This is a genomic window from Burkholderia sp. IO2, assembly GCF_029522185.1.
GTDB classification, from domain to species: Bacteria; Pseudomonadota; Gammaproteobacteria; order Burkholderiales; family Burkholderiaceae; genus Burkholderia; species Burkholderia cenocepacia.
On record NZ_JAKWFH010000008.1, the window covers coordinates 67,183 to 79,699 of the forward strand.

General features: G+C 68.9%; 11 protein-coding genes. 5 read left to right on the top strand and 6 right to left on the bottom strand.

Annotated elements, in window-relative coordinates:
- Nucleotides 1–12: 12 nt before the first annotated feature.
- Genes MMB92_RS07065 through rsmA form a run of 3 tightly spaced genes read left to right on the top strand, consistent with a single transcriptional unit; the run spans nucleotide 13 to nucleotide 3,247 of the window.
- Nucleotides 13–1,371 carry a peptidylprolyl isomerase gene (locus tag MMB92_RS07065; RefSeq protein ID WP_034178516.1) on the top strand — a complete coding sequence of 453 codons (1,359 nt, stop codon included), beginning with the start codon at nucleotides 13–15 and terminating at the stop codon, nucleotides 1,369–1,371.
- An 11-nt stretch (nucleotides 1,372–1,382) separates the two neighbouring features.
- Nucleotides 1,383–2,372, top strand: a complete 990-nt coding sequence (gene pdxA, locus MMB92_RS07070; RefSeq protein ID WP_006491615.1) for a 4-hydroxythreonine-4-phosphate dehydrogenase PdxA — start codon at nucleotides 1,383–1,385, stop codon at nucleotides 2,370–2,372.
- A gap of 47 nt (nucleotides 2,373–2,419) precedes the next feature.
- Nucleotides 2,420–3,247, top strand: a complete 828-nt coding sequence (rsmA, locus tag MMB92_RS07075; protein ID WP_058901797.1) for a 16S rRNA (adenine(1518)-N(6)/adenine(1519)-N(6))-dimethyltransferase RsmA — start codon at nucleotides 2,420–2,422, stop codon at nucleotides 3,245–3,247.
- Between the two features lie 86 nt (nucleotides 3,248–3,333).
- On the opposite strand, the gene MMB92_RS07080 is transcribed toward rsmA, so the two are convergent.
- Nucleotides 3,334–4,269, bottom strand: a complete 936-nt coding sequence (locus MMB92_RS07080; RefSeq protein ID WP_058901796.1) for a DMT family transporter — start codon at nucleotides 4,267–4,269, stop codon at nucleotides 3,334–3,336.
- Between the two features lie 342 nt (nucleotides 4,270–4,611).
- On the opposite strand from MMB92_RS07080, the gene gloA reads away from it, so the two are divergent.
- Nucleotides 4,612–4,995 carry a lactoylglutathione lyase gene (gene gloA / locus MMB92_RS07085; RefSeq protein ID WP_006477863.1) on the top strand — a complete coding sequence of 128 codons (384 nt, stop codon included), beginning with the start codon at nucleotides 4,612–4,614 and terminating at the stop codon, nucleotides 4,993–4,995.
- A gap of 108 nt (nucleotides 4,996–5,103) precedes the next feature.
- On the opposite strand, the gene MMB92_RS07090 is transcribed toward gloA, so the two are convergent.
- The 5 genes from MMB92_RS07090 to glyQ are packed head-to-tail and all read right to left on the bottom strand — an operon-like array spanning nucleotide 5,104 to nucleotide 10,545.
- Nucleotides 5,104–5,991 (bottom strand): SprT family zinc-dependent metalloprotease, encoded by an 888-nt coding sequence (locus MMB92_RS07090; protein WP_034201389.1) that lies wholly within the window; start codon nucleotides 5,989–5,991, stop codon nucleotides 5,104–5,106.
- Nucleotides 5,992–6,036: 45 nt separating this feature from the next.
- Nucleotides 6,037–6,801: a lysophospholipid acyltransferase family protein gene (locus MMB92_RS07095; protein WP_006488592.1), complete on the bottom strand. Its 765-nt coding sequence runs from the start codon at nucleotides 6,799–6,801 to the stop codon at nucleotides 6,037–6,039.
- Nucleotides 6,802–6,844: 43 nt separating this feature from the next.
- Nucleotides 6,845–7,408, bottom strand: coding sequence for a D-glycero-beta-D-manno-heptose 1,7-bisphosphate 7-phosphatase (gene gmhB, locus MMB92_RS07100; RefSeq protein WP_006488591.1), 564 nt, complete (start codon nucleotides 7,406–7,408; stop codon nucleotides 6,845–6,847).
- A 10-nt stretch (nucleotides 7,409–7,418) separates the two neighbouring features.
- Entirely contained in the window at nucleotides 7,419–9,518 is a 2,100-nt protein-coding gene (gene glyS / locus MMB92_RS07105; RefSeq protein ID WP_058901794.1) for a glycine--tRNA ligase subunit beta, read from the bottom strand.
- A gap of 22 nt (nucleotides 9,519–9,540) precedes the next feature.
- Nucleotides 9,541–10,545 (bottom strand): glycine--tRNA ligase subunit alpha, encoded by a 1,005-nt coding sequence (gene glyQ / locus MMB92_RS07110; protein ID WP_006488593.1) that lies wholly within the window; start codon nucleotides 10,543–10,545, stop codon nucleotides 9,541–9,543.
- A 283-nt stretch (nucleotides 10,546–10,828) separates the two neighbouring features.
- Between glyQ and MMB92_RS07115 the strand changes: the two genes are divergently transcribed.
- Nucleotides 10,829–12,475, top strand: coding sequence for a hypothetical protein (locus MMB92_RS07115; protein ID WP_080330698.1), 1,647 nt, complete (start codon nucleotides 10,829–10,831; stop codon nucleotides 12,473–12,475).
- Nucleotides 12,476–12,517 lie beyond the last annotated feature (42 nt).

Consider the following 12,517-nt stretch of genomic DNA (forward strand, 5'->3'; position numbering starts at 1 on the left):
GTTTCAGTGGCAATGAAGAAAACCCTTCGTTTCGCGGCAGTCGTGTCCAGCCTTGCCGCGTCCGCCGCGCTGCTCGCCGCCGCGCCGGCCGCGGCGCAGGCGCTCGGTTCGCAAGGTGCGCAGCTCGCCGACGAAGTCGTCGCGGTCGTCAACAACGACGTGATCACGGGCCGTGAACTCGACCAGCGTGTCGGCTTGATCGCGCGCCGGCTGCAGCAGCAGAACGCGCCGGTGCCGCCGGCCGACCAGCTGCGCGGGCAGGTGCTGAACCAGATGGTGCTCGAACGTATCCAGGTGCAGAAGGCCAAGGATGACGGGATCCGTGTCGACGACGCGACCGTGCAGGCCACGCTGCAGCGTCTCGCGCAGGCGAACGGGATGACGCTCGACCAGTACCGCGCGCGTCTCGAGGCGCAAGGCGTGCCCTGGAGCATTTTCACGAACGACGCGCGCACTGAGCTGACGCTGTCGAAGCTGCGCGAGCGCGAGGTCGACGGCAAGATCACGGTGTCGGACGCCGAGGTCGCGAACTACATCGCGAGCCAGCGCGGGCCGAACGCGTCGCAGCAGCAGGACCTGCGCTTCCAGCACATCTTCATCAAGGCGCCCACCAACGCGCCGCAGGCCGACATCGAAGCCGCGCAGAAGAAGGCGGAAGCGCTGCTGCAGCAGGCGAAGTCGGGCGCCGATTTCGAGCGGCTCGCGAAGAACAACTCCGAAGCGAACGACGCGAAGAAGGGCGGCGATCTCGGCTTCAAGTCGCCGAGCGCGCTGCCGGCCGACGTCGTCGAGGCCGCGTCGAAGCTGCGCCCGGGCCAGGTCAACCCGACGCTGATCCGCGTGCCGGACGGCTTCGAGATCGTGCGCCTCGTCGATCGCCGCCAGAGCCAGGGCGCGAGCGCCGCGGCGCCGAAGATCGTCCAGACGCACGTGCGCCACATCCTGCTGCGCGTCGGCGAAGGCAAGTCGGAAGGCCAGGCGCGTCAGCAACTCGTTGACATCCGCAACCAGGTCGAGGCCGGCGGCGATTTCGCGAAGTTCGCGCGCACCTACTCGCAGGACGGGTCGGCGTCGCAGGGCGGCGATCTCGGCTGGATCAGCCCGGGCGAGACCGTGCCGGAATTCGAGCGTGCGATGAACAACCTGCAGGACGGCCAGATCAGCCAGCCGATTCGTACCGAGTACGGCTACCACCTGATCCAGGTGCTGAACCGCCGCGAAGCGGAAGGGTCGGTGCAGCAGCAGATGGACATCGCCCGCCAGGCGATCGGCCAGCGCAAGGCCGAACAGGCCTACGCCGACTGGCTGCGCGAGCTGCGCGATTCTTCGTACGTGCAGTACAAGATCGGCGGCGTCGGCCCGGCGAACTGAGCGAGCATCGAATGACCACGCCCGCGCTGCAGATCGCGATCACGACCGGCGAACCCGCGGGAGTCGGCCCGGAGCTGACCGTGCAGGCGCTGCGTGACGCCGCGCAGCGTTGGCCCGACGCGCATTTCACCGTGCTCGGCGATGCGGCGTTGCTCGACGCGCGGGCCGCGGCGGTCGGCATCGACCCGGCCACGCTGGCCGGCGGCGCGCAGGTGTCGGTCGCGCATCGCGCGCTGGCCGTGCCCGCGCAGGCGGGCAAGCTCGACGCGGCGAACGGCCGCTACGTGCTCGGGCTGCTCGACGCGGCGATCGACGGCGCGCTGGCGGGCCGGTACGACGCGATCGTCACCGCGCCGCTGCAGAAAAGCACGATCAACGATGCGGGCGTGCCGTTCACCGGCCATACCGAATACCTGGCCGAGCGCACGCATACGCCGCGCGTCGTGATGATGCTGGCCGGCACCGGCCAGCGGCCGCTACGTGTCGCGCTCGCGACCACCCACTTGCCGCTGAAGGACGTATCGGCCGCGCTGACGATCGACGGGCTCGTCGAGACGCTCGCGATCATCGATCGCGACCTGCGGCGCGACTTCGGTCTCGCCACGCCGCGCATCCTCGTGACGGGCCTGAACCCGCACGCGGGCGAGAACGGTTATCTCGGCCGCGAGGAGATCGACGTGATCTCGCCGGCGCTGGCCCGTGCGCATGCGCAACACATCGATGCGCGCGGCCCGTATCCGGCCGACACGCTGTTCCAGCCGCGCCATCTGGCCGATGCCGATTGCGTGCTGGCGATGTTCCATGACCAGGGCCTGCCCGTGCTGAAGTACGCGACGTTCGGCGAGGGCATCAACGTGACGCTCGGGCTGCCGATCATCCGCACGTCGGTCGATCACGGCACCGCGCTCGATCTGGCCGGCACGGGCCGCGCCGATCCGGGCAGCATGATCGCCGCGCTCGATACGGCCGTCACGATGGCGCGCCATCGCCGCGCAGCCTGACGCTGCCGGTTTACCCCATTCGTCGTATTTTTCGTTTTACTCAGTCGATGTCGAACAGCAGACAGCACCAAGGCCATTTCGCGCGCAAGCGCTTCGGGCAGAACTTCCTCGTCGATCACGGCGTGATCGATTCGATCGTCGCGACGATCGGCCCCGCGCGCGGCCAGCGGATGGTCGAGATCGGGCCCGGGCTCGGCGCGCTGACCGAGCCGCTGATCGAGCGTCTCGCGACGCCCGAGTCGCCGCTGCACGCGGTCGAGCTCGACCGCGACCTGATCGGGCGCCTGCAGCAACGCTTCGGCGCGCTGCTGGAACTGCACGCGGGCGATGCGCTCGCATTCGACTTCCGCTCGCTCGCGGCGCCCGGCGACAAGCCGTCGCTGCGGATCGTCGGCAACTTGCCGTACAACATTTCCAGCCCGCTGCTGTTTCATCTGATGACGTTCGCCGATGCGGTCGTCGACCAGCATTTCATGCTGCAGAACGAAGTCGTCGAGCGGATGGTCGCGGAGCCGGGCACGAAGGCGTTTTCGCGGCTGTCGGTGATGCTGCAGTACCGCTACGTGATGGAAAAGATGCTCGACGTGCCGCCGGAGTCGTTCCAGCCGCCGCCGAAGGTCGATTCGGCGATCGTCCGGATGATTCCGTACGAGCCGCACGAACTGCCGGACGTCGATCCCGTGCTGCTCGGCGAAATCGTCACCGCCGCGTTCTCGCAGCGCCGCAAGATGCTGCGCAATACGCTCGGCGACTACCGCGAGACGATCGATTTCGACGCGCTCGGCTTCGATCTCGCGCGCCGTGCGGAGGACGTGAGCGTGGCGGAGTACGTCGGCGTCGCGCAGGCGCTTGCGGCGGTGCGCAAGGCCGGATGACGCGGGTCGCGCGCGCCCACCGGCTGTATCGAAGAGGCTGCCTGACCGGCGGCCTTTTTTATTGCCCGCGCATCTCGCGTCGGTCGTCACGCCCGCCGGCGCGGCGGCGCGTTGACGAGCGCGATGCCGGTCAGCACGAGCGCGGCCGCGGACATGAAGCGCCAGCCGACCGATTCGCCGAGCAGCAACACGCCGAACGCGACGCCGAACAGCGGCGACAGAAACGTGAACACGGACAGCCGGGACGCGCTGTAGCGTGTCAGCAGCCAGAACCACGACAGGTAGCTGACGAACGCGACGATCACCGACTGGTACGCGAGGCTCGCCAGCGCGACCGGCGTCACGTGCGCGAACGACATCTGGCCGGACAGCGCGGCGAGCGCGACCAGCACGACCGCCGATACCGCGAGCTGGTAGAACAGCGTCTTGCTCGCGCTGGCCCGCGCGAGCGCCGTCGAGCGCACGACGACCGTCGTCGCGGCCCACATCGCGCCGCCGAGGATCCCGAGCGCGTCGCCGGCGAGCCCGGCCAGCACGGATGCGCCGGCCGCGCGCGGCTTCAGGAAGCCGTCCGCGAACGCGAGCGCGATGCCGGCGAAGGCGAGACCGACGCCGGCCCATTGCGTGCGCTGCAGCCGCTCGCCCGGGGCGAACAGGTGCAGGCCGAGCGCGGTGAAGCACGGCGCCGTGTACAGGAAGATCGCCATGTGCGACGCGCTCGTCAGCGTCAGTCCGAAGAACACGCAGATGAATTCGCCGGCGAACAGCGCGCCGGCGGCGAGCCCCGCGCCGAACGTGCCGTCCGCCTGGAACAGCGGCGTGCCGCGCGTGCGGGCCCAGCCCCATAGCAGCACCGCCGCGATCACCGAGCGCAGCCCGGCCTGGAACATCGGTGCGATCGCGGCGTTCGTGCTCTTGATCGCGACCTGCTGGAAGCCCCAGATCGCGCACAGCAGCAGCATCAGGCCGACCGCGCGCGTATCGAGCGCGCGGCGCACGGGGGCGGCGGCAAGCGCGGTCATCGGCGCGCCTCGCGGGTCCGGTATGACGGCGGCGAGGTCAGGCGGGCGGCGCGTCCGGCGCGCTCGAATCGGCGGTTTCGCACGGCAGTGTGGGGTAGGGAAGAGTGGGTGGTCGCGGTCGGGCGGCGGGACGCATGCCCGCTTTTGGTGCGAAGTGGAAGGATGTTACCCGATCGGCGCGGTGGCCGGGCGGGCCGGAGTGTGACGTTTTCTGCCGTTGCGCTTGCGTCGGGTCAACCGATGTGCCGCCTCGGCCGTGCGCCGGGCGGGGCGCCCCCGGCGAAATTCACCCGTCTCCGGTAGAATTTCCGGTTCTGGAAAGTCCCCACAGGAGTACAACACATGCGTTTGCTGCATACGATGCTGCGAGTCGGCGATCTCGACCGCTCGATCAAGTTCTACACCGAATTGCTCGGCATGAAGCTGCTGCGTCGCGAGGATTATCCGGAAGGCAAGTTCACGCTCGCGTTCGTCGGCTACGAAGACGAGAGCACGGGCACCGTGATCGAACTCACCCATAACTGGGAGACGCCGTCCTACGATCTCGGCAACGGCTTCGGCCATCTGGCGGTAGCGGTCGACGATGCGTACGCGGCCTGCGAGAAGATCAAGGCGCAAGGCGGCAAGGTCACGCGCGAGGCAGGCCCGATGAAGCACGGCACGACCGTGATCGCGTTCGTCGAGGATCCGGACGGCTACAAGATCGAGTTCATCCAGAAGAAGTAAGCGCGGGATGAACCGGGCCGCGGCGTGCGATGTGCGCCGCGGCAGCGAAAAAGGGCGATGCGGGGTAATCCGCATCGCCCTTTTTCGTTGGAGCCGAAGCCGCGCGCGTCAAAGCGACGGCAGCAACTCGGGCGGATGATGCTTGAGCGTATGCCGCGCTTCGCGGAACTCGGGGAAGATCGATTCGACGGTCTGCCAGAAGGCCGGGCTGTGGTTCATCTCGCGCAGGTGCGACAGCTCGTGCGCGACGACGTAGTCGATGATCGACATCGGGAAATGGATCAGCCGCCAGTTCAGGCGGATCTTGCCGTCGCTCGAGCAACTGCCCCAGCGCGTCGCGGCCGACGACAGCGCATACATCGAATACGTGACGCCGAGCTTTTCCGCGTAGACGACGAGGCGTTCGCCGAAGATGCGTTTCGCTTCGCCCTGCAGCCAGCCCTGCACGCGATCCTTGATCTGCTGCATGTCGGCCTGCACGGGCAGCGGCAGCGACAGCCGCAGCGCATCGGCATCGAACGCGACGGCGCCCGCGCCGAGCGCGATCGTCACCGTCTTGCCGAGATACGGCAGCTGCGCGCCGTCGCGCCAGTCGATCTGCGGCAGCGCGCGCTGCTCGGTGCGCGTCTTCCACTCCGCGAGCTTCGCGAAGATCCAGCGTTGTTTCTCCGCGATCGCCGCTTCGATGTCGGCGAGCGTGACCCAGCGCGGCGCGGTGATCGACAGCCCGCTGCCGTCGATCGTGAAGCCGATCGTACGGCGCGCCGAGCGCTTCAGCCGGTATTCGAGCACGCGGCTGTCGAGCGCGAACGTGCGCACGCGCGAGCGATCGGGCGCCGGGCCCGGATCGAGCGGTGCGGCGGGTGCGACTTCAGGCGGCGCCGGCGGGGCGGCGGGCGCCGACGGCGCCGCGGCCGGCCCGTCGAAGAGCGGCAGATCCATCTGGCGATGATCGAGGGCCACGACGGCAGGCCGTGGCCGCGGACGCTGTTTCATCAGTTCGCTTCTTTTTGTCGTACGCAACGGCTGCAATCCGGGGCTTCAGGCGCGCGCGGCATCGCGTGTGCCGGCGTTGCCCGCCTGACGATACGCATCGGGATCGATGCGGCGCATTTCCGCTTCGATCCATGCTTCGACCTGCGAGTTCAATGCATCGGGCGTCAGCCCTTCGCTCGCGATCGGCTTGCCGATCGACACCGTGACGACGCCCGGGAATTTCGTGAACGAGTTACGCGGCCACACCCGCCCTGCATTGTGCGCGATCGGCACGACCGGCGTGCCGGTTTCGATCGCGAAGCGCGCGCCACCCGTCTTGTACTTGCCCTGCTTGCCGACCGGCGTACGCGTGCCTTCGGGGAACATGATCATCCATGCGCCTTCCGACAGGCGCTTCTTGCCCTGGCGGATCACCGAATTGAACGCGTTCTTGCCTTCCTTGCGGTTGATGTTGACCATGTGCAGCAGCCCGAGCGCCCAGCCGAAGAACGGCACGTACAGCAGCTCGCGCTTGAACACGTAGCAGAGCGGCTTGGGCATCAGCGCCGGGAACGCGAGCGTCTCCCACGCGGACTGGTGCTTCGACAGCAGCACGGCCGGGCCGTCGGGCAGGTTTTCCATCCCTTCGATCCGGTAGCGGATGCCGTTCAGCCAGCGCACGACCCACAGCGTCGACTTGCACCAGCCGGCCGCCATCCAGTAGCGCGCGTCGGGGCGCATGAACGGAAACGCGATGAAGCACGCGGTGGCGTACGGCACCGTGTACAGGATGAAGTAGATCAGCAGCAGCAGGGAGCGGACGAAGCGCATCGGCGTGAGTCTGGCGTTGGGGAGGATGCGCGCGGCAGCCGCATCACTCGTGTTCGTGTGAAAGAAAATCGAGCGCAAACGCGCGCAGGTCGTCGTGGACCTTCGTGCCGGGCGGCAGATTGCCCGCGGCGAGCGTTTTCTTGCCCTTGCCGGTCAGCACGAGGTGCGGCTGGAAGCCGACCGCGACGCCGGCCTGCAGGTCGCGCAGCGAATCGCCGACGACCGGCGTGTGATCGGGATCGATCTCGAAGCGCTCGGCGATCATCTGCATCATGCCGGGTTTCGGCTTGCGGCAGTCGCAATGATCCTCGGCCGTATGCGGGCAGAAGAACACCGCGTCGATGCGCGCGCCGACCGCGGCCGCCGCGCGATGCATTTTCAGGTGCATCTCGTTGAGCGCGGCCATGTCGAACAGCCCGCGACCGATGCCGGACTGGTTGGTCGCGACGACCACGCGGTAGCCCGCGTGGTTGAGCCGGGCGATCGCCTCGAAGCTGCCGGGCAGCGCGATCCATTCGTCGGGCGTCTTGATGAACGCGTCCGAATCGACGTTGATCACGCCGTCCCGGTCGAGGACGACGAGCTTGCGGTTGGGGCTGGTCGGCATCGGGCGGCCCTTATGCGGCGAGCTTCGAGATGTCGGCGACGCAGTTCATCTGCTGGTGCAGCGCGGACAGCAGCGCGAGACGGTTCGCGCGCAGGGCCGGATCTTCCGCGTTGACCATCACGTCGTTGAAGAACGTGTCGACCGGCGCGCGCAGCGCGGCGAGCGCCGACAGCGCGCCCGTGTATGCACGCGCCTCGAGCTGCGACTGCACGTGCGGCGTGACGGCCGCGAGCTGTTCGTGCAGCGCCTTCTCGGCGGCCTCGACGAGCAGCGTCGGCTGCACCGCGCCGTTCGCGCCGCCTTCCGACTTCTTCAGGATGTTCGAGATCCGCTTGTTCGCGGCCGCGAGCGCTTCGGCTTCCGCGAGGCGCGTGAATTCGCGCACCGCGTCGAGACGCGCGACGAGATCGTCGAGGCGCGTCGGGTTCAGGCTCAGCACCGCGTCGATTTCGCCGGCCGAATAGCCGCGCTCGCGCAGCAGGCCGCGCAGGCGATCCATGAAGAACGCGAAGATCGCGTCGGTCGATTCGGCAACGCCCGGCACGCCGTTAAAGCGTGCATGGGCCGTGCGCAGCAGCGAGACGAGATCGAGCGGCAGCTGCTTTTCGAGCAGCAGGCGCAGCACGCCGAGCGCGTGGCGGCGCAGCGCGAACGGATCCTTCTCGCCGGTCGGCGCGAGGCCGATGCCCCAGATGCCGACGATCGTTTCGAGCTTGTCCGCGAGCGCGACGGCGGTCGACACCGGCGTGGTCGGCAGTGCGTCGCCGGAAAAGCGCGGCTGGTAGTGCTCGGCGCATGCGAGCGCGACGTCGTCGGCTTCGCCGTCGTGGCGCGCGTAGTACGTGCCCATCGTGCCCTGCAGTTCCGGGAACTCGCCGACCATGTCGGTCAGCAGGTCGGCCTTCGCGAGGCGCGCGGCGCGCTTCGCGTGCGCGGTGTCGGCGCCGATCGCCGGGGCGATTTCGCCGGCCAGCGCCTCGAGGCGCTCGACGCGGGCGAGCGCCGAACCGAGCTTGTTGTGATAGACGACGTTCGCGAGTTGCGGCACGCGGTCGGCGAGCGGCTTCTTCTTGTCCTGCTCGAAGAAGAACTTCGCATCGGCGAGGCGCGGGCGCACGACGCGCTCGTTGCCTTCGATGATCTCGCCCGGCGTCTTCGTCTCGATGTTCGACACGATCAGGAAGCGCGAGCGCAGCTTGCCGGCGACGTCGGTCAGCGCGAAATACTTCTGGTTCGTCTGCATCGTGAGGATCAGGCATTCCTGCGGCACCTGCAGGAATTCGTCCTCGAAGCGGCACGGGTAGACGACCGGCCATTCGACCAGCGACGTGACTTCGTCGAGCAGCGATTCGGGCATCACGACCGTGTCGCCGTTCGCATGTTCGTTCAGCTGCGTGCGGATCGTTTCGCGGCGATCGGCGAAGTGCGCGATCACGCGGCCCTTGTCGCGCAGCGTGTCGGCGTACGCGCGGGCGTGCTGGATCGCGACCAGGCCGTCGGACAGGAAGCGGTGGCCGAGCGTCGTGTCGCCGGCGTCGACGCCGAACGCGGTGACGGGCACGATGCGGTCGTCGTGCAGCACCGTCAGGCGATGCACCGGGCGCACGAACTTCACGTCCGAGCCGTCCGGGCGCTGGTACGTCATGAATTTCGGGATCGGCAGCTTCGCGAGCGCCTCGTCGAGCGCGGCCTGCAGGCCGTCGGCGAGCGTGGCGCCGGCCGCCGAGTAATTGATGAAGAACGCTTCGGCCTTGCCGTCCTGCGCGCGCTCGAGATCGGCGATCGACAGGTTCGGGTGGCCGAGCGCCGCGAGCTTCTTCGCGAGCGGGGCCGTCGGCTTGCCTTCGGCGTCGAGCGCGACCGACACGGGCAGGACCTTTTCGCGGACCTGCCGGTCAGGCGCGACGGCGCGCACGTTCTGCACGACGACCGCGAGGCGGCGCGGCGTGGCGTAGCGTTCGAACACGAGTTCGCCTTCGACGAGGTCGCGCGCCGCGAGGCGTTGCGCGAGACCTTCGGCGAATGCGTCGCCGAGGCGCGCGAGGGCCTTCGGCGGCAGCTCTTCGGTCAGCAGTTCGACGAGCAGGGGGGCGGGATGATTGTGCGTCATGGTTGGATTGAATCTCGTCTCGTCAGACCTGATCGATCTTGCGTTCGACCTTGAGCGGCGGCGCCCATGCCGGCTGGGCGGCGTCCTGGGCGTCGGTGGTGAGGCCCGGCACGCCCGGCGGGTTGCCGAGCATCGGGAAGCCGAGCTTCTCGCGCGAGTCGTAGTAAGCCTGCGCGACGAGACGCGACAGTGCGCGGATGCGGCCGATGTACGCGGCCCGCTCGGTCACCGAGATCGCGCCGCGCGCGTCGAGCAGGTTGAACGTGTGGCCGGCCTTCAGCACGAGTTCGTACGCGGGCAGCGCGAGCTGCGCGTCGATCATCTTCTTCGCTTCCGCTTCGTAGCTGTTGAAGAACGTGAACAGCAGGTCGACGTTCGCGTGCTCGAAGTTGTAGGTCGACTGCTCGACCTCGTTCTGGTGGTACACGTCGCCGTACGACAGGCGGCGCAGCTCGGGGCCGTTCGGGCCTTGCTCTTCCCACTCGGTCCACACGAGGTCGTACACGTTCTCGACCTTCTGCAGATACATCGCGAGGCGCTCGAGGCCGTACGTGATCTCGCCGAGCACCGGCTTGCATTCGAGCCCGCCGACTTCCTGGAAATACGTGAACTGCGTGACTTCCATCCCGTTCAGCCACACTTCCCAGCCGAGGCCCCACGCGCCGAGCGTCGGGTTCTCCCAGTCGTCCTCGACGAAGCGCACGTCGTTCTGCTTCAGGTCGAAGCCGAGCGCCTCGAGCGAGCCGAGGTACAGGTCGAGGATGTTTTCCGGCGCCGGCTTGAGCACGACCTGGTACTGGTAGTAGTGCTGCAGGCGGTTCGGGTTTTCGCCATAGCGGCCGTCCTTCGGGCGGCGCGACGGCTGCACGTACGCGGCGCGCCACGGCTCGGGGCCGACCGCGCGCAGGAACGTGTGGACGTGCGACGTGCCCGCGCCGACTTCCATGTCGATGGGCTGGAGCAGGGCGCAACCCTGCTTGTCCCAGTAGGACTGCAGCGTCAGGATGATTTGCTGAAACGTAAGCATGAAGAGCCTTCGTGGCGCTGGCGCTCCGTTGCGGACGGCGCTCCGGGCGGGCCCGGAGGGTCGGCTCGCGCGGCGGCGCGGCTTGTTAGTGTGCTGAAACGCGTAATTTTACCGGATCGGCGACCGGATGCGGCCGGAACGCCGATGCGGGCATCGCCGCACCGCTCCCGCGGCCTGCGCGCACGCGCGCGGCGCCCCTGCCGCGGCGCGGCGCGCGGGCGGTAAGATGCGCGTATTGCGGCGCGCCACGCGTGCCGCGTCACCGCTTGCCGATGCCGATTGCATGGACGAACCGACCGACATTCTGATTCCGCTGCTTCCGCCGTTCCTCGCGCTGCTCGGGCAGGCCGCCGACGCGCAGGCGCGCGGCGAGCGCCCCGCGCACGAGCTGTGGCTGGCCGCCGCCGCCCATCTGCATGCGGTCGATGCCGACGCGCTCGTGCGGCTCACGACGGCGCTCGTCGCGCGGCAGCGCACGGCCGACGCGCTCGCGCTCGCCGAATGCGCGGTGCGCGTGCAGCCGGGCGCGGCCACACACTTCAACCATGGCTATGCGCTGCAGATGGCCGGCCGTCACGCGGACGCGGTCGCGCCGTACCGCGCGGCGCTCGCGATCGATGCCGGCTGGCCGTCGCTGCGCAACAACCTCGCGATCGCGCTGCGCTTGTCGGGCGCCGATCGCGCGGAAGAGATCGCGTTGCTCGACGCGGCCGTGCAGCACGATCCGCGGGACGTGCAGGCATGGATCAACCTCGTCGTCGCGCGGATCGCGACGCACGACCTGGACGGTGCGCTCGCGTGCGCCGCGCGGCTCGTCGAGCTCGCGCCCGACAACGCGCTCGCGATGAACAACGTCGCGATGGCGATGAAGGAGGCGCAGCGCTGGGACGAGGCCGAGCGCCATGCGGCGCGCGCCTGCGAACTCGCGCCCGACGATGCGTCGTTCCGCTTCAATCTCGCGATCATCCAGCTGGTGCGTGGCAACCACGCGGCCGGTTGGCGTGGCCACGAGGCGCGCTGGGACGGCGCGGGCGAGTTGCGCGGCCGCCGGCCGGCGCTGCCGGGCCCGCGCTGGCAGGGCGAGCCGCTCGCCGGCAAGACGCTGCTGGTGTGGGGCGAGCAGGGGCTCGGCGACGTGCTGCAGTTCTGCCGCTTCGTCGTGCCGCTCGCCGAACGCGTGCATCGCGAAGGCGGCCGGCTCGCGTGGAATACGTTTCCGGCGCTCGGCACGCTGATGCAGCGCAGTCTCGGCGCGCACGCGGACGTGTTCGGCGCGGGCGGCGGCATCGACGCGCTGCCGGCATTCGATTACGAAGTGCCGCTGATCGGCCTGCCGCTGATGCTCGGGATGGAGGCGTCGACGCTCGCCGCGTCGGTGCCTTACCTGCGGGCCGAACCACGCGCACGTGATGCATGGCGCGCGCGGCTCGCGGGCGATGGCCGGCTGAAGGTCGGGCTCGTGTGGACGGGCAGCGCGGGCCATCAGCGCAATCCGTTCCGGCGCGTCGGGCTCGAGCGCTATGCCGACGCGTTTCGCGGCATCGACGGCGTCGCGTTCTATTCGCTGCAGCCGGGTGCGGATGCGGATGTCGCCGCCGCGCGCGCGGCGGGCTTTGCGATCGACGACTACACGGCCGAGTTGAAGAGCTTCGACGATACGGCCGCGTTCATCGGCGCGCTCGATCTCGTGATCACCGTGTGCACGTCGGTCGCGCACCTGGCCGGCGCGCTCGGTGCGCGCACCTGGGTGCTGCTCGACGTGAATCCGCACTGGCCGTGGCTGCTCGATCGCGCGGACAGCCCGTGGTATCCGACCGCGACGTTGTACCGGCAGCCGACGTTCGGCGCGTGGGCGCCGGTGATGGAGGAAGTGAGCCGCGATCTGCGCGGCCTTGCCGCGCAGCCGGCGCAACAGGATCGATCGAACTGATCGTCCCGGCCCGCCTGAGCGGCCGGCCGGTTCGTGGTCACG